At 71.7% G+C, this 20,299-nt stretch carries 20 protein-coding genes; 13 read left to right on the forward strand and 7 right to left on the reverse strand.

Going from position 1 to position 20,299, the window contains the following annotated elements; translation table 11 throughout:
- Positions 1–14 precede the first annotated feature (14 nt).
- The 3 genes from FLV34_RS25115 to FLV34_RS25125 all read right to left on the reverse strand — a co-directional run bounded on the left by FLV34_RS25115 (position 15) and on the right by FLV34_RS25125 (position 3,493).
- Positions 15–854 carry a carbohydrate ABC transporter permease gene (locus FLV34_RS25115; protein WP_142648785.1) on the reverse strand — a complete coding sequence of 280 codons (840 nt, stop codon included), beginning with the start codon at positions 852–854 and terminating at the stop codon, positions 15–17.
- Complete coding sequence (locus tag FLV34_RS25120) at positions 847–1,653, reverse strand: carbohydrate ABC transporter permease (protein WP_261985890.1); 807 nt, start codon at positions 1,651–1,653, stop codon at positions 847–849. The genes FLV34_RS25115 and FLV34_RS25120 overlap by 8 nt, the downstream gene beginning before the upstream one ends.
- Positions 1,654–2,173: 520 nt before the next feature.
- On the reverse strand, positions 2,174–3,493 hold the full coding sequence (locus FLV34_RS25125) for an extracellular solute-binding protein (RefSeq protein ID WP_142648786.1): 1,320 nt from the start codon (positions 3,491–3,493) through the stop codon (positions 2,174–2,176).
- A 796-nt stretch (positions 3,494–4,289) separates the two neighbouring features.
- Between FLV34_RS25125 and FLV34_RS25135 the strand changes: the two genes are divergently transcribed.
- A complete protein-coding gene (locus tag FLV34_RS25135; protein ID WP_147944243.1) occupies positions 4,290–5,315 on the forward strand; it encodes a zinc-binding dehydrogenase in 1,026 nt (341 codons plus the stop codon).
- Between the two features lie 94 nt (positions 5,316–5,409).
- On the opposite strand, the gene FLV34_RS25140 is transcribed toward FLV34_RS25135, so the two are convergent.
- Positions 5,410–6,177, reverse strand: coding sequence for a TSUP family transporter (locus FLV34_RS25140; RefSeq protein WP_142648788.1), 768 nt, complete (start codon positions 6,175–6,177; stop codon positions 5,410–5,412).
- Between the two features lie 150 nt (positions 6,178–6,327).
- On the opposite strand from FLV34_RS25140, the gene FLV34_RS25145 reads away from it, so the two are divergent.
- From FLV34_RS25145 to FLV34_RS25160, 3 genes are all read left to right on the forward strand, one after another.
- Positions 6,328–7,641 (forward strand): alpha-amylase family protein, encoded by a 1,314-nt coding sequence (locus tag FLV34_RS25145; RefSeq protein ID WP_147944244.1) that lies wholly within the window; start codon positions 6,328–6,330, stop codon positions 7,639–7,641.
- 124 nt (positions 7,642–7,765) lie between these two features.
- A complete protein-coding gene (locus tag FLV34_RS25150; RefSeq protein ID WP_142648790.1) occupies positions 7,766–8,326 on the forward strand; it encodes a hypothetical protein in 561 nt (186 codons plus the stop codon).
- A gap of 340 nt (positions 8,327–8,666) precedes the next feature.
- Positions 8,667–9,173: a pyridoxamine 5'-phosphate oxidase family protein gene (locus FLV34_RS25160; RefSeq protein ID WP_142648791.1), complete on the forward strand. Its 507-nt coding sequence runs from the start codon at positions 8,667–8,669 to the stop codon at positions 9,171–9,173.
- Between the two features lie 242 nt (positions 9,174–9,415).
- Here FLV34_RS25160 and FLV34_RS25165 read toward each other — a convergent pair whose 3' ends face one another.
- Positions 9,416–9,856: a GNAT family N-acetyltransferase gene (locus FLV34_RS25165; RefSeq protein WP_260617339.1), complete on the reverse strand. Its 441-nt coding sequence runs from the start codon at positions 9,854–9,856 to the stop codon at positions 9,416–9,418.
- A 280-nt stretch (positions 9,857–10,136) separates the two neighbouring features.
- Between FLV34_RS25165 and FLV34_RS25170 the strand changes: the two genes are divergently transcribed.
- Positions 10,137–11,360 (forward strand): beta-ketoacyl synthase, encoded by a 1,224-nt coding sequence (locus FLV34_RS25170; protein WP_147944245.1) that lies wholly within the window; start codon positions 10,137–10,139, stop codon positions 11,358–11,360.
- A gap of 8 nt (positions 11,361–11,368) precedes the next feature.
- On the opposite strand, the gene FLV34_RS25175 is transcribed toward FLV34_RS25170, so the two are convergent.
- On the reverse strand, positions 11,369–12,145 hold the full coding sequence (locus tag FLV34_RS25175) for a hypothetical protein (RefSeq protein WP_240971589.1): 777 nt from the start codon (positions 12,143–12,145) through the stop codon (positions 11,369–11,371).
- Between the two features lie 106 nt (positions 12,146–12,251).
- Here FLV34_RS25175 and FLV34_RS25180 point away from each other — a divergent pair, with 106 nt between their 5' ends.
- The 5 genes from FLV34_RS25180 (at position 12,252) to FLV34_RS25200 (ending at position 16,410) form a co-directional block, all read left to right on the forward strand.
- A complete protein-coding gene (locus FLV34_RS25180; protein ID WP_147944246.1) occupies positions 12,252–13,295 on the forward strand; it encodes a MoxR family ATPase in 1,044 nt (347 codons plus the stop codon).
- Positions 13,292–14,212, forward strand: a complete 921-nt coding sequence (locus FLV34_RS25185) for a DUF58 domain-containing protein (RefSeq protein ID WP_147944247.1) — start codon at positions 13,292–13,294, stop codon at positions 14,210–14,212. Before FLV34_RS25180 ends, FLV34_RS25185 begins: the two co-directional genes overlap by 4 nt.
- Complete coding sequence (locus FLV34_RS25190) at positions 14,209–15,156, forward strand: VWA domain-containing protein (RefSeq protein ID WP_147944248.1); 948 nt, start codon at positions 14,209–14,211, stop codon at positions 15,154–15,156. Before FLV34_RS25185 ends, FLV34_RS25190 begins: the two co-directional genes overlap by 4 nt.
- An 80-nt stretch (positions 15,157–15,236) precedes the next feature.
- Positions 15,237–15,851 (forward strand): class I SAM-dependent methyltransferase, encoded by a 615-nt coding sequence (locus FLV34_RS25195; protein WP_147944249.1) that lies wholly within the window; start codon positions 15,237–15,239, stop codon positions 15,849–15,851.
- Between the two features lie 7 nt (positions 15,852–15,858).
- Positions 15,859–16,410 carry an RNA methyltransferase gene (locus FLV34_RS25200; RefSeq protein ID WP_142648797.1) on the forward strand — a complete coding sequence of 184 codons (552 nt, stop codon included), beginning with the start codon at positions 15,859–15,861 and terminating at the stop codon, positions 16,408–16,410.
- Positions 16,411–16,574: 164 nt separating this feature from the next.
- On the opposite strand, the gene FLV34_RS25205 is transcribed toward FLV34_RS25200, so the two are convergent.
- Positions 16,575–17,138, reverse strand: a complete 564-nt coding sequence (locus FLV34_RS25205; protein ID WP_142648798.1) for an EF-hand domain-containing protein — start codon at positions 17,136–17,138, stop codon at positions 16,575–16,577.
- A gap of 71 nt (positions 17,139–17,209) precedes the next feature.
- On the opposite strand from FLV34_RS25205, the gene FLV34_RS25210 reads away from it, so the two are divergent.
- From FLV34_RS25210 to FLV34_RS25220, 3 genes are read left to right on the forward strand one after another with little or no spacing between them, the layout of a single operon-like run.
- Positions 17,210–18,271, forward strand: coding sequence for an SDR family oxidoreductase (locus FLV34_RS25210; protein WP_187280726.1), 1,062 nt, complete (start codon positions 17,210–17,212; stop codon positions 18,269–18,271).
- Entirely contained in the window at positions 18,268–19,938 is a 1,671-nt protein-coding gene (locus tag FLV34_RS25215; RefSeq protein WP_147944251.1) for a fatty acyl-AMP ligase, read from the forward strand. Before FLV34_RS25210 ends, FLV34_RS25215 begins: the two co-directional genes overlap by 4 nt.
- Positions 19,935–20,231, forward strand: a complete 297-nt coding sequence (locus FLV34_RS25220; RefSeq protein WP_205830452.1) for an acyl carrier protein — start codon at positions 19,935–19,937, stop codon at positions 20,229–20,231. Before FLV34_RS25215 ends, FLV34_RS25220 begins: the two co-directional genes overlap by 4 nt.
- Positions 20,232–20,299 lie beyond the last annotated feature (68 nt).

Raw genomic sequence — 20,299 nt, forward strand, 5'->3', positions numbered from 1 at the left:
GGATCACGGAAGGGTCACTTGACGGCGCCCGCGGTGAGCCCCTGCACGAGGTAGCGCTGCAGCAGCAGGAACCCGGCCACCACGGGGACGCTGACGACCAGGGAGGCCGCCATGATCTGGTTCCAGTAGACGTCGTTCTCGGTGGCGTACCCCTGGAGGCCCACGGCGAGGGTGCGGCTCGACTCGTCGGTCATGACCGACGCGAACAACACCTCTCCCCAGGCGGTCATGAAGGCGTAGATGGCGACGGCCACGATGCCGGGGGTCGCGGCGGGCAGGACGACCCGCAGCAGTGCCCCGATAGGGCCGCTGCCGTCCACCTGGGCGGCCTCGTCCAGCGCCGTCGGGATCGAGTCGAAATATCCGGCCAGCATCCAGATCGAGAACGGCAGCGAGAACGTCAGATAGGTGATGATCAGCCCGGTGCGGCTGGCGTACAGCTCGACCCCGATCGCGGTCCCGAGGTTCACGTAGATCATGAACAGCGGGAGCAGGAAGAGGATGCCGGGGAACATCTGCGTCGACAGCACGGTGACCGAGAAGATCCGGCGTCCCGGGAAGCGGAAGCGGCTGATCGCGTACGCCGCGAAGATCGCGATGAGCACCGAGACCAGCGCGGCCACCGACGCCACGATCAGGCTGTTGGCGAAGTAACGCGCCAGCGGGACCGTCCGCCACATGTCGGAGAACGGCCGCAGCGTGATCGTCGTGGGGATCCAGTGGAAGTCCCCCTGCACGTCCTGCAGCGGCTTGATCGCCGAGGTCAGCATCACGTACAGCGGGGTCAGGGTGAACAGGCCGAGCAGGCCGAGGCCGGCCCACCGCGCCCACGGCAGCCAGCGGGGGTCACGCATCGCTCCTCCTCCGGGACGTCGCCACCAGATACACGGCGGTCACCACCAGCAGGAACAGCAGGAGCAGCACCGACATGGCCGATCCCGAGCCGAAGTTCCAGGTGACGAACGAGCTCTGGTAGATGTGGATCGAGATCAGGTCCGCCTCGTGCGGCGCCGACTTGCCGAACAGCACGTACGGCGTGTTGAAGTCGTTGAACGTCCACAGGAACAGCACCAGGACGAGCACCTGGTTGACGGGGCGCAGCATGGGCAGCGTCACCGCGCGCAGCCGCCGGCCCCAGCCCGCGCCGTCGATCGCGGCCGCCTCGTACAGGTCGCCGGGGATGTTCTGCAGCCCGGCCATCAGCACGAGGAAGGCGAACGGCCACGACCGCCAGACGCAGACCACGATGAGGGACCAGAAGCTGTTGGACCCGATCAGCCAGAACGGCCGCTCGCCGAACAGGTGCAGCTGGTCGACGAGCAGGTGGTTGACCAGCCCCGAGTCACGCTGGAGCAGGAAGCTCCAGGTGATCACCCCGGCGTAGACCGGCAGGGCGTACGGCACGAGGAACAGCGCGCGCAGCACGGCCCGGCCCCGGAACGAGCCCTGCATGAGCACCGCGCCGCAGATGCCGAGCAGCCACGACAGCCCGACGGTGAGCAGGGTGAACACGACGGTGACGAGGAACGAGTGCAGCAGCGAGCGGCCGACCGCGCCGTCGAAGTCGACGGCGACGCTGTAGTTGTCCAGCCCCGCGAACGGCGCGGCCGACCAGTTGCGCAGGAAGAACTGGGTGAGCTTCAGGAAGCTCATCCGATGCCGATCAGCATCGGAATGAGGTGGACGAGCAGTTCGAGCAGCACGGCCGGGAGGATCAGCAGGTAGGGCAGGGCGGCGCGGCGCACCCGCACCGGCACCCGGTCCGCGAGCCCCCGCCTCCGGCCGCCGGGAGACGGAGGTCTCCCCGGAGAAGAAGGCGTTTCCGGAGACGTGGAGCCTCGTGGCGACGAAGGCTTTTCCGGGGGTGCGGGCCTGCGTGCCGCGCCGGGCCGGGACGCGGTGGACGACGTGATGGACGACATGGCGGACACCGCAGCCGGATCCGGTGCGGGCTCCGCATGGGGGGAACGCGTGCCGCCCGATGCCGTCCTGGTGCGCCCGGCAGGGGCATCGGTCAGGGTTTGGCCGTCGTCTGCCCCGGCCACCTCGGCCGGGCACAGCGAGAAGCCGTCCTCTTCAGGGGACGGAGGAGTCACGGACTTCCTCTCGATGTCGAGGGTCTGCGTCGGGGCGCCGGGCGGAGGCTCCGCCCGGCGCCGGGTCACCGGGCCGCTCAGCCGCCCATCTGCTGGTCGGCCTCGGTCAGCTTCGCCTTGACGGCATCGGCGGTGACCGGCTTGCCGCTCGCGACGTCGGCGAACAGCTGGTTCATCGCGTTGCCCACGAGCGTCTCGAACTGGCTCTCCTGCGCCACCTGCGGCAGCGGCGCGGCCGTGCTGGACAGGATCTGCTGGAACGTCTTGATCGTCTCGCTCTCGAACGCCGGGTCGTCGTAGGCGTCCGTGACGGTCGGCAGCGAGCCGTACGCCTTGTTGAGGTTCTGCTGGGTCTGCTTCGACGTCATGAACTGGGCGAACTTCAGTGCCCCGTCCTTGTTGGCGGCCGTCTTGAACACGGCGAGGTTGATGCCGGCGACCATCGCGTTGACCTGCTTGCCGCCCTGCGACGGGTCGGGCAGCGGGATCGGGGCAAGGCCGTAGTCGTCCTCGGTCCAGCCGGCCTGCTTGAGCTGGGTGGCGATCGACTGCCACATCAACATGCCGGCCTTGCCGGAGACGAAGTCCTGCACCGCCTCGGTGCCGTTGGCATACTCTGCGTTGCTCGGGTTGACGATCTTGTGGACGGCCATCAGGTCGAGGTACTGCTTGATGGCCGCGACCTCCTGGTCGGAGTCGAACTGCGGCTTGCCGGAGGCGTCGAACAGCTCCGCGCCGTGTTGCTGGCCGAAGATGAAGGCGTGGTGGGAGTTCTCGCTGACGCTCGCGCCCTCGACCGCCAGGCCCCACTTGCCGTCCTTGGTCAGCTTCTTGCCGTCCGCGATCAGCTCGTCCCAGGTCGCCGGCGGCTTGTCGATGCCGGCCTCCTTGAACATCTTCTTGTTGTAGAAGAGGCCGTAGGTCATGCCGTAGATCGGCACGGCGGTGGGCGGCTGGCCGGGGGCGCCGGTCGCGGCGAGGCTGGGGCCGAGGAAGCGCTCCTTGCCGCCGAGCGTCTTGAGCAGTGCGTCGTCCCAGGGCACGAACGCCCCGGTCGCCTGCAGCGAGGCCGACCAGGTGTTGCCGATGTTGACGACGTCCGGGCCCTTGCCCGACGTGGTCGCGGCGAGGATCCTGTTGAGCAGGTCGGCCCACGGGACGACCTCCAGGTTCACCTTGATCCCGGTCTCCTTGGTGAACCTGTCCAGCTCGGGCGTGAGCACCTCCTTGTCGTTCTCCAGGCTGGTGCCCTGGTTGGACGCCCAGTAGGTGATCGTCTGGGCCGCGCTCCCACCGGCCGAGCCGGCCGTGGACGACGAGTCGTCGGCGCCGCAGGCCGTCGCGGCGAGCACGAGGGCTCCGGTGACGGCGAAGAGATATGGCTTGCGTCTGCGCACGGGTGTTGTCCTCACTCTTGCGGTGCGACCGCCCGCCCGTGAGGGCGGGGCGGCCTGGGGGGTGAACAGTCCTCACGCCGGTGACGGCCCGGTTCCGGACGGCACGAGCCGTCACAGCGCACGCCGATGAACTGCGCGCGTCGTGGCAACGCGTGCCGATGAACAGCGCGCCGTCACAGCGCGGTCCTGCGGCAGCACTGCGGACGGCCCCGCCGCCGCGGGAGTCGTCCCAGGTGAGGGGGTGCCGGCCAGGCGAGCACCGACTCTCCTCACCGCCGTCGGCTTGGAGAGCGCTCTCCAAGCAGGAGAGTGTCGCGGAAGGCGGAGAGTGTCAAGGGGCGATCCTCCGCCGCACCCGCACGGCCGACCGGCCCGGTTCGGTTTCTCCTAGATGACCTGCGGGTTTCCCCGGTGTTGAGCGCCGGCCTTGACAGGGCGGCCGTCAGGCTTCACGCTCTGGGAAAGCGCTCTCCCATCCGCTGTTCCCGCTGTTCCCGCTGTTCCCGCTGTTCCCGCTGTTCCCGCTGTTCCCGCATCTCCGCTCGAAGCTCTCCGCAGCTCCACCGAAGAGGGGCCGCCGTTTCCCCACCGCACGCCGGGCACGTCCCCGGCCATCCCGGCCGCCGGCCGCAGCACCGCCCCGCCCGGCCGTACGCGCCCGTCCGCAGCACACGTGACCCGGCTCGATGCGTCGAGCCGGCGGCGGCAGGTGCCGTACGTCCGGATCGGGCGCGGGGTTACGATCAAGAAAACGGACGGATCAAGGGGGAGCGGCGATGACGCGAGGGACCAGGCCGTGAGGGCAGCCCGGCTGCACAAGGTGGGCGACATCCGGCTGTCCGAGGAACCTCGCCCACAGCCCGGGCCCGGCGAGAGCCTCGTGCGGGTCACCGCCGTCGGCCTGTGCGGCTCCGACCTGCACTGGTATTCCGAGGGCGGCATCGGCGACGCGGTGCTGGACGATCCGCTCGTCGTGGGGCACGAGATCGCCGGAGTGATCGAGGGCGGCCCACGTCACGGCACGCGGGTCGCGGTCGATCCCGCCATCCCCTGCGGCCGGTGCGTGGTGTGCGCGGCGGGATATGGCAACCTGTGCCCGGACGTCCGCTTCGCCGGGCATGGCACGCTCGACGGCGGCCTGCGCGAGTATCTCGCCTGGCCCGACGACCTGCTGCACCCGCTGCCCGACGCGCTCTCCGCCGCGGATGGGGCCATGCTCGAACCGCTCGGTGTGGCGATCCACGCCGTGGATCTGGCACACGTGGGGCTCGGGGCGCCCGTCGCCGTCGTCGGCTGCGGGCCGATCGGGCTGCTGGTCATCCAGCTCGCCCGGCTCACCGGCGCCTCGACCGTGATCGCCGTCGATCCCCTGCCGCACCGCCGCGCGGCCGCCCTGCGGCTCGGCGCCGACCACGCCCTGTCCCCGGAGGACGCGGGACCGGCCGCATGGACCGATAGCGACGGGCTCGACGGCCTCGGCGTACGGGTGGCCTTCGAGGTGGCGGGCAACGACGATGCGGTGCGCACGGCCATGACCGCGGCGCGGCCCGGCGGCCGGGTCGTGCTGGCCGGCATCCCCGACGAGGACCGCACGTCGTTCCCCGCGTCGCTGGCCCGGCGCAAGGGCCTCACGCTCGCGCTGGTCCGGCGGATGAACCTCACCTATCCCCGGGCGATCCGCCTCGTCGAGAACGGGTCCGTGGACGTGTCGTCCCTGGTCACCGACCGCTTCCCGCTCGCGGCGACGCCGGACGCCTTCTCAGCCGCCGTGTCCCGGCGCGGGCTCAAGGTCGTGGTCGACCCCACGCCCGCCGCGCCCTGACGCCGCAAACCGGGCAGACACGGTCGAGTTGCCAGTCACGCCGACGCTGCCGCGACGACACGCGGGATCGCGTCGGCTCGCAGGTCGGGCGATCTCATCGACTGAGGAACTGGTCGTACCCGAGCTTGGCGACCAGGGCGGCAACCACGCACAGCAGGACGACGCGGACGAACCCCGCTCCCCGGTTGAGCGCCATGCGCGCGCCGATCTGCGCTCCGGCGATGTTGCAGACGGCCATCCCCAGGCCGAGCGCCCACACCACGTGGCCCTGCGCGGCGAAGACGACGAGCGCCCCGAGGTTGGTGCCGGTGTTGACGACCTTCGCCGTGGCGGACGCGTGGACGAAGTCCATCCCGAGGATCGAGGTGAACGCGATGAGCAGGAACGTGCCGGTGCCCGGCCCCACGATGCCGTCGTAGTAGGCGATGCCGACGCCCGCGACCGCGACCCCCGTCACCACCCGGGCACCCGTACGCAACTGCGGGTGGGGCAGGCGGCCGAACCCCGGCCGCAGCGTCACGAACGCCCCCACGCCGAGCAGCACGACCATCACCAGCGGCTTCAGCACGTCCGCGTCGAGCAGCGCCGCCGAGGCGGCGCCGAGGCCGGCGAAGGCGACCGCGAGCGCCGCGGCCGGCACCGCCACCGCCCGGTCGAGCTTCGTCTTGCTCGCGTAGGTGATGGCGGCCGAACCCGTCCCGAAGATCGCGGCGGACTTGTTCGTCGCCAGCGCCTGGACCGGGGTGAGACCGGCCAGCAGCAGCACCGGAAGCTGGAGCAGTCCTCCCCCGCCCACTACGGCGTCCACCCATCCGGCGGCCACGGCGGCGAGAAGCAGGAGCACCACCTGTCCGGCACCCATATGGCTCCATTCCCCCTTTTTGTATCCATTTGACGGATCCGACGAGCGAGCCTATCGGGCGGCGGGCAGCCCGGGTGGAGGGGGCGGCGACGCGGGAGGGGGCGGCGACGACGACACTGTGATCAGAGGGACGAACGGTGAGGAGCTGATGTGACGTCGTGGAGCGACCACGCGATCTGGTGGCATGTCTACCCGCTGGGTTTCACCGGCGCCCCGTTGACGGCGCCGCCCGAGGGAGCGCCGGTCTCGCATCGGCTGCGGCGTCTGGAGAACTGGCTCGACTACGTCGTGAACCTCGGCTGTTCCGGTCTCCAGCTCGGCCCGATCTTCGCGTCCGAGACGCACGGATATGACACGGTGGACCATTTCCGCGTCGATCCCCGGCTCGGGGACGACGACGACTTCGACCACCTGGTGGCGCAGGCGCGGCGGCGCGGGCTGCGGGTCCTGCTCGACGGCGTCTTCAACCACGTGGGCAGGGGGTTTCCGGTCTTCGCGCGGGCGCTCGCGGAGGGGCCGGACTCCCCCGCCGCCCGCTGGTTCCGTCCCGGTGACGGCGCGGGCGGCTTCGCCGTGTTCGAGGGCCACGACCACCTCGTGGCGCTGAACCACGCGGAGCCCGCCGTCCTCGACTACGTCGTACGAGTGATGGGCCACTGGCTCGACCGCGGCGCGTCCGGCTGGCGGCTCGACGCGGCCTACGCGGTGCCGCGCGCCTTCTGGCGGGAGGCCGTCACCCGGGTGCGGCGGGAGCATCCGGACGCCTGGTTCGTCGGCGAGGTGATCCACGGCGACTACACGGCGTACGTGACCGAGGGCGGGCTCGACTCGGTCACGCAGTACGAGCTCTGGAAGGCCATCTGGAGCTCGCTGAACGACGGCAACTTCTTCGAGCTCGCCTGGGCGCTCGACCGGCACAACCGGCTGCTGGAGGTGTTCGCGCCGATGACGTTCGTCGGCAACCACGACGTGACGCGCCTGGCCAGCAGACTCACCGATCCCCGTCACCTGGGGCACGCGCTGGCCGTCCTGCTGACGGTGGGCGGGGTGCCGAGCCTCTATTACGGCGACGAGCAGGCGTTCCTCGGGCTCAAGGAGGAACGCGCCGGGGGCGACGACGCGATCCGGCCCGCCTTCCCCGACGACCCGGGCGACCTGCCGCCGGACGGCATGCCCGTCTACCGGCTGCACCAGCGGCTGGTCGGCCTGCGCCGCCGGCACCCCTGGCTGGTCCGGGCGCATACGAAGGCCGAGCACGTCGCCAACCGAGCCCTCGCGCTGCGCAGCCAGGGACCGGAGGGGGACGTCGTCACGCTGCTCAACATCGGCGACGACGCCTACCGCTTCCCGGTGGACGTCTCCGGCCTGACCGTGGCGGACGGCTGCGCCGGTGCGGGCGGGGCGGACGGGGATCCCGCTCTCGTGCCCGCACACGGCTGGCGGATCCTTGTCCACAAGCCGTGACCGTACGGCACGGTGCTCGCGGCGCGTGCGAGACCATCGGACCGTGAACCGCGTCCTCGCCCCGCTGTTCGACGGCGTGACCTACCGCAGGTGAGCCTGCCTGATCGTCGGCGGGGCGCTGCTCATGCCCTACATGATGGCCGGAGAGGTCGCGACGGCGTTGTGGCGTCCGACCGGCGATCCGCTGCTGCCGGTGCAGCCGTTGATCTTCATCGGAGTGCTCCCCGCGGTGGCCGTGACCGGGCTGCTCCTGCCGATCCGGGCCTTCGAGGCCGCGGCCGCCCGGGTCGCGCTGGAGACGATCGAGACCTCCGCCCGCAACGCGCTGGACGAACTCGACCACGTCATCGGCGTGCTGCGCGAGGGCGCGGGGCGGGCCTCGCCGGAGCCGTCCCTCGACGACCTTCCCACGTTGCTCGACGCCGCCGTCACCGGAGACAGACCGGTCGTCCGGAGGCTCGGCGACCTGTCCGGCGTGCCTCCCGTGATCTCCCGGGAGGCCTACCGCGTCGCGCAGGAGGCGCTGACCAACGCGATCCGGCACGGCACGGGCCCCATCGAGGTGGACGCCGGCGTCCGCGATCGCGTCCTGGAGATGCGTGTGCGCAACGAGGTCGGTGCGAGTCGTCGGCGGACCCTCACCGGATCACATCGGCGCGGCAGGAGCGGCGGCACAACGTCCTGACCAAGCTGAACGCTCGGGACCGCACGCAGGCGGTGGTCGCCGCCTACGAGTCGGGCTTCGTCTCCCCCGGCTGAGCCCCGTTCAGGCCCGGCTGATGCAAGACGAACCGCGTGGCCCGGCGCGACCGCGGGAACGGCACGCAATCTCACCCGGCCTGACCGGCCGAGGGAAGCGCCGCGAGCCTGATGACGCCGGCGGCGGCCCGGTTCGGCGGTGTGGCTGGGCTATCATGGCGGTGGGCACCGGAAAAGTTGGGAATTCGGGGGCCGGCGGATGTCGAGAATGCTCCGACGGCTCCGTCCCTGGGGTGGATCACGACAACGACCCTGGAGGGACGGCTATGCGAGCGAGCGAGATCATCGAGATCCTGGACCGGCCGATCAGCCGAGAGCTGCTGGCACGCGACGTGACCCGGCTGGCCTACGTGGCCAAGGACGGCACGCCCCGGAACGTCCCGATCGCGTTCACCTGGAACGGATCGGAGATCGTCATGTGCACCACGAAGAACGCTCCGAAGCTCCCGGCCCTGCGCGAGAACCCGATGGTCGCCCTGACGATCGACACCGAGGTGCACCCGCCCAGGATCCTGCTGATCCGCGGCCGGGCCCAACTGGACGTCGTCGACGGTATCCCGGACGAGTACCTCCAGATGAACGGCTCGTACACGATGACGCCCGAGCAGCGGGTCGAATGGGAGGCCGAGGTCCGCTCGCTCTACGACGGCATGGTCAGGATCGTGGTGACGCCGACATGGGCGAAGCTGATCGACTTCGAGACGACCCTGCCGAGCGCGGTCGAGGAGCTGGTGCGGCGGCGGGCCGAGCGTGAGCGCCTCGCCCGCCGGTGACCGAAGGTCCGTTCGACGAGACCAAGGGCCTCGTCGCCGACCGGATGATCATCGACGTGGGGTCCCGGGACCGCGCGGCCGGCTCGCCGGGCGCGTGTGGCCGGACGACCTGCCGGGCGACCTGCCAGGAGACTCCCAGGCCGGCTGATCGGCCCGGCGAAGGTTCCTCGACGGCGCGCCGGCACCTCCCGGCAGCACAGCCAGGTACGTGTCGAGCTCCTGCGCGAACGCGCCCGGAGGGCCTAGAGGCTCCGCGGGTCGCGCACCCGCAGGCCGAAGGCCGACAGGCCCTGCTCGTGGTGCTCGATCAGCCCGAGGCGGCGGTAGAAGGCGTGGTTGGCGGGGCCTTCCGAAGTGGATTCGTGGTCGGTGGTCAGGACGAAGTAGCGGCAATGCGCGTACCGGTCCTTGAGGTGCTCCAGCAGCCGGCGGCCGACGCCCTTGCCGTGGTGCCGGGCATTGACCAGCAGCTCCTGCACATAACAGACGATCTCATCGTCGGACACCGTCCGTGCCAGGCCGAGCAGTCGGCCCGACTCGTCTCTGGCGGTGATGACCAGGTGCGAGTTGGCCAGGCTCCGGCACACCCGAGCGATATCGCGCGTCCATGGGTGCCAGCCGACCGAGTCGTAGAGCTCGAACACCTCCGCCTCGTCGAACGCCGTCTCCTGAGCGATGATCACCAATTACGGGCCTCCCTTATCTTTTCGACGTATAGCGACGTATCCGAGCCTATTGCCCTTTAAAGAGACGTCCACGAGATTCGCACGCCGCTTCACGGCAGGCGGACCACGGACCGGTGCCGAGCGGGGGCGGGCAGCACGGCATCCACAAATCTTCCGCGGCTTTTTGGTTGATCATCACGCCTGACCGAAATGGTGGCGCTGCGGCAGCGTGAGGACCGGAAAGCGCACAGCGATGGAGAACGAGCCGGTGCGGCCAGCACAGAGCAGGGGGTCGTCGATGGGAGACGGGATCAGGACGCGGGTGTCGGTCACCGGGCTGGGCGCCACCACGCCGCTCGGCGGGGACGTGGCCGCCACCTGGGCGGGCCTGCTGGAAGGACGGTCGGGCATCCGCCTGATCGAGGACGACTGGGCCGAGGGCCTGCCCGTACGGATCGCCGGCCGGCTGCAGGTGGACCCCGCCGAGGTGCTGGGCCGGGTGGCGGCGCGGCGGCTCGACCGCTGCCAGCAGGCGGCGCTGGTCGCCGCGCGGGAGGCGTGGGCGGACGCGGGCGCGCCCGGTGTCGAGCCCGAGCGCCTCGCCGTGGTGATCGGCACAGGGGTCGGCGGCGTCCTCACCACGCTGACGCAGAACGAGATCCTCGAAAGGTCGGGGCCGCGCCGGATCTCGCCCTACACGGTGCCGATGCTGATGCCCAACGGACCGGCGGCGGTGGTCAGCATCGAGCTCGGCGCGCGCGGAGGCGCGCACACGCCGGTGAGCGCGTGCGCCACCGGCGCCGAGGCGATCGCGATGGGCCTCGACCTCATCCGGCTCGGGCGCGCCGACGTGGTGATCGCGGGCGGCGCGGAGGCGTGTGTCCACCCGCTGACCCTGGCCGGGTTCGCCCAGGCCAAGGCCGTGTCCCAGCGCAACGACGCGCCGCAGGAGGCGTCGCGGCCGTTCGACGTGGGGCGCGACGGCTTCGTGCTGGGCGAGGGTGCCGCGCTGGTGGTGCTGGAACGCGAGGAGTTCGCCGCCGCCCGCGGCGCCCGGGTGCACGCCGCCCTCGCCGGCGCCGGGGTCACCTCCGACGCCCACCACATCACCGCAGCCGACGCGGCGGGGCAGGCGCGCGCGATGCGGCTCGCCCTTGCCGACGCCGATCTGGACGCGCTCGACGTGGGCTACGTGAACGCCCACGCCACCTCGACCCCCACGGGCGACCTGACCGAGAACGCCTCGATCGCCGAGGCGATCGGCACGCACCCGGCGGTCACCGCGATCAAGTCGATGACCGGTCACCTGTGCGGCGCGGCCGGGTCGCTGGGCGCGATCGCCACCGTGCTCGGCCTCCGCGACGGGGTGATCCCCGCGATCCGCAACCTCGACGTCCCGGACCCGGAGGTGAAGCTCGACCTGGTGGCCGGCGCGCCGCGCAGCGGCCGATGGACGGCCGGGCTGGTGAACTCCTTCGGCTTCGGCGGGCACAACGCGTCGCTGGTGTTCACCAGCGCCTGACGGGTGCGTCAGATGGGGCCGCGGCCGTCGAAGAGCTCGTCCGGCCAGGGGCTCTCGCTGCCGTCGCCGCTGCCGGACGGGCCGGGAGTGGGCTGCTGCGGCTCGGGCGAGGCGGGCTCGGGCGGCGGAGTGGGCACGAACTGCGTGTTCGGCAGCGGCCGGGGCGGCTCCGGGTCCTCCTCGCTGCGGAACAGCAGCATCCAGGTGACCAGCAGCAGCGCGAGCACGAGCGTGGCCAGCAGCGTCGAGGCGAGCACGACCGCGCGCCGGGTGGCCACCGGCGGCGGGGGCGGCGCGGGCGGGGCGGGCAGCGCGGGAGTGCGGTCGCCCAGCCAGTAGTGCGCGAAGTCGGGCCCGTGCCGCCGCCCGATCAGCGTGCCGGACACGGGGACCGGGTCGAGGAACCGCTCGGCCCCCGGCCCGTTCGGCACGTACGGCACGGCCACCCAGGGCGCGGGACCGCCCTGCATCGCCAGCACGGGAGGCGTGTCGGGGGGCACCCGGCCGCGCACCCGGTCGACCAGGGAGGCGCCCCACCCGCGTACGCCCATCCAGCCTTGTGCCTGCCTGGCCGCGTTGCTCTGCGCCTCCTTGATCGCGGTGACGAACCGGTCCCTTGCGGCGGCGTCGAGGGCGGCGCCGCTGGACAGGACGGCCACCGACACCACCCGTCCGTCCGGCGCCTGGCCCAGGTAGACGAGCCCGGCCGGGGCCGTCTGCAGACGCGCCTGCAGCGCGAACGGCCCCACGTGGGGCGGATCGCCGTACTGCAGCGGAGTCACCATCACCCACATGAAAACACACGGGCGCGTCAGGGGGTGTGGCACGCGCCGGGACGGGCAAATGGGAGAGAAATGGATTCTCCAGCCGAGTCACGATTGAATAACGAGCATGACCGTTGCCGATGAACGCAGTGACCCGGAGCCCGGCGAGGGCGTGACGGAGCAGGAGGAGGGCGAAGCGCGGCTGGACGCCCTGCGGGAGGCGCTGGCCGAGGTCCGGCGAGTGATCGTCGGCCAGGACCACATGGTGGAGCGGCTGCTGGTGGCGCTGCTCGCCCGTGGGCACTGCCTGCTCGAAGGCGTCCCGGGGGTCGCCAAGACGCTGGCCGCCTCGACGCTGGCCACCGTCGTGGGCGGCACGTTCGCCCGCATCCAGTTCACCCCCGACCTGGTGCCCAGCGACATCGTCGGCACCCGCGTCTACCACCCGAGCTCGGAGCGGTTCGACGTCGAGCTCGGGCCGGTGTTCGTCAACTTCCTGCTCGCCGACGAGATCAACCGCGCTCCGGCGAAGGTGCAGTCGGCCCTGCTGGAGGTGATGGCCGAGCGGCAGGTCACGCTCGCAGGGCGCACCCACCCGCTGCCCCGGCCGTTCATCGTGCTGGCGACGCAGAACCCGATCGAGTCGGAGGGCGTCTACCCGCTGCCCGAGGTGCAGCGCGACCGGTTCCTGTTCAAGGTGCGCGTGTCCCACCCGAGCGCGCACGAGGAGCTGGAGATCCTGCAGCGGATGAGCGTGCGCCCGCCCGTGCCCAGGCCGGTGCTCGACCCGGCCACGCTGGTGCGGCTGCAGGACCTGGCCGAGGAGGTCTCGGTGCACCAGCTCGTGGCCGACTACGTCGTACGGCTGGTCATGGCCACGCGCGCCCCGGTGGACTACGGCCTGGCCGACCTGCAGGACACGATCGAGATCGGGGTGAGCCCCCGGGCGACGCTGGGCCTGATCGCGGCCGGGCGGGCCCTGGCCCTGCTGCGCGGGCGCGACTACCTGCTGCCCGACGACGTCCGCGACGTGGCGGTCGACGTCATGTCCCACCGGCTGATGCTCACCTTCGACGCGCTGGCCGACGAGGTGAACCCCGACGACGTCGTACGCCGGGTGCTGCAGGCGGTGCCGCCGCCGCTCGTCGTGTGGAACCAGGGCATGCGATGAGCGGGGCGAACCCCGACCAGGCGCTGCGGCGGCTGGAGCTGACGGTGGTACGGCGGCTCGACGGGCTGCTGCAGGGCCGCCACCAGGGCCTGATCCCCGGGCCGGGCAGCGAGCAGGGCGACAGCCGCGTGTACGTGCCCGGCGAGGACGACGTACGCCGCATGGACTGGGCGGTGACGGCGCGCACGACCGTGCCGCACGTGCGCGACCTGATCGCCGACCGGGAGCTGGAGACCTGGGCGGTGGCCGACCTGTCGGCCAGCATGGAGTTCGGCACGGTCGACATGTCCAAGCGCGACCTCGTCATCAGCGCCGTCGGGGCGATCGGAATCCTGGCCGGCCGGGTGGGCGACCGGTTCGGCGCCTACATCCTGTACGGCGACGACGTGCACCGCTATCCGGCCAAGCCGGGCCGGCCCCGGCTGTACGCTCTGCTGAACTCGCTGCTGAGCGCGCCGCCCGCGCAGGGCGCGGTGGACCTCGGGGAGGCTCTGGAGATGATGGCGACGGCGCACCGCAAGCGCGGGCTGCGGGTGATCGTCTCCGACTTCCTCGACTCGCCGGACTCCTGGGAGCCGCCGCTGCGCCGCCTGGCCGCGCGCCACCAGGTGCTCGCCGTGGAGATCATCGATCCCCGCGAGCTGGAACTGCCCGATGTCGGGTTCGTCACCCTCGCCGACCCCGAGACCGGGCGCTCGCGCGGCGTCCACCTGTCTCAGTCGCTCAGACAGCGGTACGCCGAGGCGGCGGCCGGTCAACGGCAGGACACCCGGGCGGCGCTGCGCCGGGCCGGGGCGGCCCACCTGGTGCTGCGCACCGACCGCGACTGGGTTTTCGACATCGCCGAGTTCGTGCTGCGCCAGCGGCGGGCCTCCCATCTGCTGCGCCGCGCCGCGAACAGGAAGGCGGGCGCATGACCTTCCTCGCCCCCGGGTGGCTCTGGCTGTTCGTCCTGGTCGCCGCGCTGGTCGCGGCGTACGTCGCGGCGCAGTTCGCGCGCCGCCGCTACACCGTGCGCTTCACGAACCTCGCGCTGCTGTCGCTGGTGGCGCCCGAGCGGCCCACCTGGCGGCGGCACGTGCCGGCCGTGCTGTTCCTCGTCATGATGAGCCTGCTGGTCCTCGGCGCGGCCCGGCCCGCGGGCGAGGTGAGGGTGCCCCGCGACCGCGCCACCATCATGGTCGCCGTGGACGTGTCGCTGTCGATGGAGTCGGCGGACGTCCCGCCCAGCCGGCTCGTCGCGGCCAAGCAGGCGGCCCAGCAGTTCGTGAAGGACCTGCCCGAGCGGTTCAACGTCGGCGTGGTGGCCTTCGCCCGATCGGCCGCCGTCGTGATCTCCCCCACCACCGACCACGCGGCCGTGAACACCGCGATCTCCAGCCTGACCACCCGGCCCGGCACGGCGATCGGCGAGGCCGTGTTCAACTCGCTCGACTCGATCAGGTCGTTCGACCAGCGGGCGGTCACCGATCCGCCCCCGTCGGCCATCGTGCTGCTGTCGGACGGCGACAACACCTCCGGGCGTTCGGTCAACGAGGCCATCGAGGCGTCGGTCAGCGCGAAGGTGCCGGTCTCCACGATCGCGTACGGCACGCCCGACGGCACGGTGACGATCGACAACCGGGCGGTGCAGGTGCCGGTGAACAAGACCACGCTGAAGTCGCTGTCGGACGGCACCGGGGGCCGGGCGTACACCGCGGAGTCGGGCAGCGAGCTGCGCGACGTGTACACACAGATCGGCACCTCGCTCGGCTACAAGGTGGTGCACCAGGAGATCACCCAGCGGTTCCTCGTCGCGGCGATCGTCGCGGGCCTGCTGGCCGCAGTCGCGGCGATGCTCCTCGGCGCCCGCATCCCCTGACCGCACACGGCACGATCCCGGCGGCAGCGCCCCCGCAGGCGCGGAGATCACCGGTCTCCGGCGTTGGTACGTTTGGGCACGTGGCCCATTACTTCGAGGAGAGTCCCCAGGCGGCCAGCCGGCCCGGTTCGGTCGCGCTGGTCCTCCCGGATCTGCACCTGCGGCTGGAGACCGACCGCGGGGTGTTCTCCCCCGAACGCGTCGACCCGGGGACGCGGGTGCTGCTGGAGACCGTCCCGCCGCCCCCGGCCGAGGGCGACCTGCTCGACCTCGGCTGCGGCTACGGGCCCATCGCGCTGACGATGGCCTCACGGGCGCCGAAGGCCACGGTGTGGGCCGTCGACGTGAACCGGCGTTCGGTGGAGCTGTGCGCGCGGAACGCCGCGAGCGCCGGCCTTGACAAAGTAAGGTCGGTGCATGCTGACGAGATGCCCGAGGACGTCAGGTTCCGGGCCATCTGGTCGAATCCTGCCATCCGGATCGGCAAGGCCGCGCTCCACGAGATGCTGACCCGGTGGCTCGACCGGCTCACCCCCGACGGCAGCGCCTATCTGGTCGTGCAGAAACACCTCGGCTCCGACTCCCTGCAGCGCTGGCTGGGCGACCGGGGCTGGCCCACGTCCCGGCTGGCCTCCCGGTCGGCCTACCGCGTCCTGCGGGTCGACGCCCGCACCGCAGAAATTCAGGAGCGATGACCGCCCGATGAGCACTCCCAACCCGCGCAGGCAGCTCAAGCCGACCGACGTCAAACGGCTCAACCGCACCTGGCGCCGCAACACCGAGGGCCGTCTCGCGCTGATCCTCGAATCGGTGACCGGTCCGTTCAACATCGGATCGATCTTCCGTACGGCCGCCGCCTTCGGCGTGGAGACGATCTGGCTGGCCGGCAACGCCACCCCGCCCTCCAATCCCAAGGCGCAGAAGACCGCGCTCGGCACCGACCGGCTGGTCGAGTGGCACGAGCCGGTCCCGGTCGCCGAGGCCGTACGCGCCGCCAGGGAGGACGGCTTCCGGGTGGTCGCGGTCGAGCTGACCGGCGACGCCGTTCCCCTGCACGAGGCCAAGCTCGGCGGCGACGTCTGCCTGGTGCTCGGCAGCGAGGACCACGGCTGCTCCCCCGCCTGCCTGGAGGCGGCAGACTCGGTGGCCTACATCCCGCAGGTCGGCAGGGTCGGCTCGGTCAACGTGGCGGTCGCCGCGGCCATCTCGATGGCGGAGGCCCGGCGGCAGGAGTGGGCGTCGGCGGCCGGATAGCCGGCGTCCAGCCCCGGGCGCGCCAGGCGGTGAGGCCCGCGGCCCGCGCCGGCCGCGAGCCTCACCGCGTGTCTTTCGAAGTCGCGAGCCCCGCCACGCGCCTGAAAGTCGCGCGCCTTCAAGGGCCCGGGCCTCGCTCCGCGCCCCGGACCGCCGTACGGCGGTCAGCCCAGCGCGGGGAGCGGGCCGAACAGCCAGTTGCCGCGAGATTCCGGGTCGGGGCTGCGGAAGAACTGCTCGTTGGCCACGTGCAGCTCCTGCCGGCTCAGTGAGCCGTTGCCGTCGAGGTCGAGACGCTCGAACGCGACGGCGGCGTTCGCCTCCGACAGGCGGAAGGCGCTCTCGGCCATCCGCAGGTATTCGATCCGGGTGATCCGCCCGTCCCCGTCGGTGTCCATCAGGTCGTAGAAGGCGTCGGCGACCGGCGCGATATGAGTGTGGTAGCCCGTGCCGGGCTGGGTGACGAACCGGTAGAACCCGGCCGTGAACTCCTTCAGCTCGACGCGCTCGTCCCCGTCGGCGTCCATGGGCAGGGTCACCTCGTCCCACAGCCTCGCGTACCGCTCCCGGACCCGCCGCGACTCCGTGGAGCCCGGTGCGAACCCGAACGCGTTCACCAGCCGGTCGGCCGAGGCGGTGTAGTCCATCTTGTCGACGGTCCCGTCGTCGTCCACGTCCAGAAGCGTGAACAGATGAGCCAGCTTGCGCTGCTGCAGGTCGTTGAGCATGCACCCTCCCTGGTGTCACTGTGAGCGATCGTGACTTTACCTTCCGCTACCTCTTGTGGGAAGGTGCCGTGGTGCGGGTTCACGTGATCGACGGGGCCAACGGCTTCGTGGCCTCTCATCTCATCGGCACACTGCTGGCCCGGGGCGAGGAGGTGATCGCCCTCGCTCGCGCGTCCGCCGAGGTGGTGCGCCGCCGGGTCGCGGACGCGCTGCGCTGCCTCGGCCTCGACGAGTCCCCGGCGGGACGCCTGCGGGTGCGCGGGCTGGCGCTGGACGAGCCGGACCTCGGCCTCCCGGTCACCGAGGTCTTCGCCGAGCCCTGCGTCTACTGGCACGTCGCCGCGCTCGTCACCTTCTTCCCACGCCGCGAGGAGGAGCTCCTGGACGTGAACGTCGCGGGATCGGCCAACGCGCTGGCCACGTACGAGCGGCACGCCCGGCCCGGCTCGCGCTACATCCTCGTCGGGACGGCCTACCAGTGCGGGCTCGACACCGAGGGCCCCGTGCCCGAGGACTGGCCGTCGCAGGCCCCGCCGGACCGGTTCCGGAACTTCTACGAATACTCCAAACGGCAGGCGGAGATCGCGCTGGCCCGGTCGCGGTCCGTCCGCGAGGGCGCCGCCCTGGTGGCCCGGCTGGGCGTGATGGTCGGGCACTCCCGCACCGGGCGGGCGCTGACCGACTACGGCCTGTACGACTTCCTCCGGGTGATCGCCTTCTTCGCCCGGCGCACGCCGGGGGAACGGGTCCGCCTGCCCTGCCACCCGGACGCCAACCTCCATCTGACCCCCGTCGACACGACGGTCTCCCGGCTGGTCGCGCTCGCCGCCGCCGCCCGGCCGTCCCCGGTCTCCCACGTGGTGAACGGAGCCACCGTGCGGGTGCGCGACCTGTTCGAGGTGATCAACGCCCGCCTGCCGATCGAACTGGTCGCCGCCACAACCGAAGAGATCCGCGACAGGCCGTTCGGCCGGTTCGAGGCGGTGGTCAACATGCGGGCCAAATACACCGCGACCTACTTCCGGCACCACTACGACTTCGCGTGGCGGCACGCGATGGCCCCACCCGCCGTCACTCCCGCGACCCTCGACCGGCTCGTCTCCTGGTACGTACGGGAGGGACTGCCCGAATGACCGATTTCGTGACACACGTACGGAACCGCGTCAGCGACGATCGCGAGTTCGTCTTCGTGCGGGACGACGGCGGCACGGACCGGCTCACCTTCACCGAGCTGGACCGGCGGGCGCGCGCCACCGCCGTGTGGCTCGCCGCACACGGCCTGACCGACGAGCCGGTGCTGCTGCTCTACCCGGCGGGGCTCGACTTCACGGTGGCGTTCCTCGGCTGTCTCTACGCCCGGGTGCCGGCGATCCCCGCTCCCCTGCCGGACGTGGGCGCACCCCATGCGAACCGCGTACGGACGCTGATGCGGGACGCCGGCGCGCGGCTGGTCCTGACCGATCACGCGCACGCGTCCGGGTTGTCCGATCTTTCGGCCCGCGTGCCCGACACCGCCCCCGCCGATCCGGACGCCTGGGCCCCGCCGGCCATGTCCGCAGGAACCCTCGCCTACCTGCAGTACACCTCCGGCTCGACCAGCGACCCGCGCGGCGTCGAGGTCTCGCACGGCAACCTGCTGCACAACCTGGAGCTGTTCCGGCTGCTGGCCCGCAGGCCGTTGCGGCGGCTGGCCGGGTGGCTGCCGCACTACCACGACATGGGCCTGGTCGGCCTCCAGCTCCAGGCGCTCCACGCGGGCGCCGACCTGGTGTTCATGTCGCCCGGCGCGTTCGTCGCGCGGCCGGTGCGCTGGCTGGAGCTGATCACCCGGTACGGCGCGGACTGGACCGTGTCGCCGGACTTCGGGTACGCCTGGTGCACCCGAAGGATCACCGACGAGCAGCTCGCCGGGCTCGACCTGTCCACGCTGGCGATGGCCATCAGCGGAGCCGAGCCGATCCGGGCCGCCACGCTCGCCGCGTTCGAGCGGCGGTTCGCACCGGCGGGCTTCCGGCCGGCCACCTGGAATCCCGGCTACGGCCTGGCCGAGTGCACCCTGATGGTCACCTGCGTGCCGCAGGGGCAGGGCGTGACCGTACGGCGGTTCGATCCCGCCGCGCTGGAACGGCACCGGGCGGTCCCGGCGCCCGAGGGGACGCCCCTGGTCGCCTGCGGGCCGGTCTCCGGGCTCGACCTGCGGATCGTCGATCCGGACGGCCTCCGGCCCCTCGCCGACGGCGAGATCGGGGAGATCTGGGTCTGCGGCCCCAGCGTCGCCCTCGGCTACCGGGGCCGCCCGGCGGAGACCCGCGCGACCTTCCACGCAGGCTTCCACTCGGGCGACGGCCGCTGGCTGCGCACCGGCGACCTGGGGTTCCTGCTCGACGGCCAGCTCTACGTGACCGGGCGGATCAAGGATGTGATCATCGTCAACGGCCGCAACCTCTACCCGCAGGACCTGGAGGAGGCCGCCGCACAGGCCAACCCGGCCGCGGGCCGCAGCGCCGCCTTCGGCGTACGACGCCACGACGGCGGGGAACACGTCGTCCTGGTCCAGGAGATGCGGCGGGGACAGCCGGGCGACCTCGGCGAAGCGGCCGACCGGATCATGGATCGGGTGACGCGGGAGTTCGGCATCCCGCTGAGCCTGCTGCTGGTGCCTCGTGGCGCGGTGCGGCAGACCACCAGCGGCAAGCTCCGCCGCCGGCACATGCGGGAGCTGTTCCTCAGCGGCCGCCTCACCCCGCTGCACGCCGAACTCGAACCCGCGGTCAACGACCTGCTTGAGACCGTCGCATGAGCGCCGCCTCCGCTCCGATGTCCCCCGATGCCCTGCGCCGATGGCTGATCGAGCGGGTGGCCGCCTATCTCGGCCTGCCGCCCGCCGATATCGACCCGACGGTGAAGCTCCGCACGTACGGCCTGGACTCGGTCCACGCGCTCGGCCTGTGCGTCGACGTGGAGGAGACGGTCGGCGTGCTGGTCGAGCCGACCATGCCCTGGGACCACCCGACGATCGACGACATGACCGCTCATCTGGCCGATCTCCTGCCGGAAGATCGAACCGTACAGGCCCCGCCGGACCCGGAGTGAACCGCGACACGGTGAAGCGGAACTTCCGCCCCGAAGATGACAATGGACTCTTGTGACGCAAATGTTCA

Origin of the sequence: Microbispora sp. CSR-4 (genome assembly GCF_008033685.1) — a bacterium.
In the GTDB taxonomy this organism is placed as follows: domain Bacteria; phylum Actinomycetota; class Actinomycetes; order Streptosporangiales; family Streptosporangiaceae; genus Microbispora.

What these genes read in the sequence shown, in the direction of transcription:
- FLV34_RS25115 (WP_142648785.1), bottom strand. Translation starts at nt 854, where the DNA reads ATGCGTGACCCCCGCTGGCTGCCGTGGGCGCGGTGGGCCGGCCTCGGC.
- FLV34_RS25120 (WP_261985890.1), bottom strand. Translation starts at nt 1,653, where the DNA reads ATGAGCTTCCTGAAGCTCACCCAGTTCTTCCTGCGCAACTGGTCGGCC.
- FLV34_RS25140 (WP_142648788.1), bottom strand. Translation starts at nt 6,177, where the DNA reads ATGGGTGCCGGACAGGTGGTGCTCCTGCTTCTCGCCGCCGTGGCCGCC.
- FLV34_RS25150 (WP_142648790.1), top strand. Translation starts at nt 7,766, where the DNA reads ATGCCCTACATGATGGCCGGAGAGGTCGCGACGGCGTTGTGGCGTCCG.
- FLV34_RS25160 (WP_142648791.1), top strand. Translation starts at nt 8,667, where the DNA reads ATGCGAGCGAGCGAGATCATCGAGATCCTGGACCGGCCGATCAGCCGA.
- FLV34_RS25170 (WP_147944245.1), top strand. Translation starts at nt 10,137, where the DNA reads ATGGGAGACGGGATCAGGACGCGGGTGTCGGTCACCGGGCTGGGCGCC.
- FLV34_RS25175 (WP_240971589.1), bottom strand. Translation starts at nt 12,145, where the DNA reads ATGGTGACTCCGCTGCAGTACGGCGATCCGCCCCACGTGGGGCCGTTC.
- FLV34_RS25180 (WP_147944246.1), top strand. Translation starts at nt 12,252, where the DNA reads ATGACCGTTGCCGATGAACGCAGTGACCCGGAGCCCGGCGAGGGCGTG.
- FLV34_RS25185 (WP_147944247.1), top strand. Translation starts at nt 13,292, where the DNA reads ATGAGCGGGGCGAACCCCGACCAGGCGCTGCGGCGGCTGGAGCTGACG.
- FLV34_RS25190 (WP_147944248.1), top strand. Translation starts at nt 14,209, where the DNA reads ATGACCTTCCTCGCCCCCGGGTGGCTCTGGCTGTTCGTCCTGGTCGCC.
- FLV34_RS25200 (WP_142648797.1), top strand. Translation starts at nt 15,859, where the DNA reads ATGAGCACTCCCAACCCGCGCAGGCAGCTCAAGCCGACCGACGTCAAA.
- FLV34_RS25205 (WP_142648798.1), bottom strand. Translation starts at nt 17,138, where the DNA reads ATGCTCAACGACCTGCAGCAGCGCAAGCTGGCTCATCTGTTCACGCTT.
- FLV34_RS25215 (WP_147944251.1), top strand. Translation starts at nt 18,268, where the DNA reads ATGACCGATTTCGTGACACACGTACGGAACCGCGTCAGCGACGATCGC.
- FLV34_RS25220 (WP_205830452.1), top strand. Translation starts at nt 19,935, where the DNA reads ATGAGCGCCGCCTCCGCTCCGATGTCCCCCGATGCCCTGCGCCGATGG.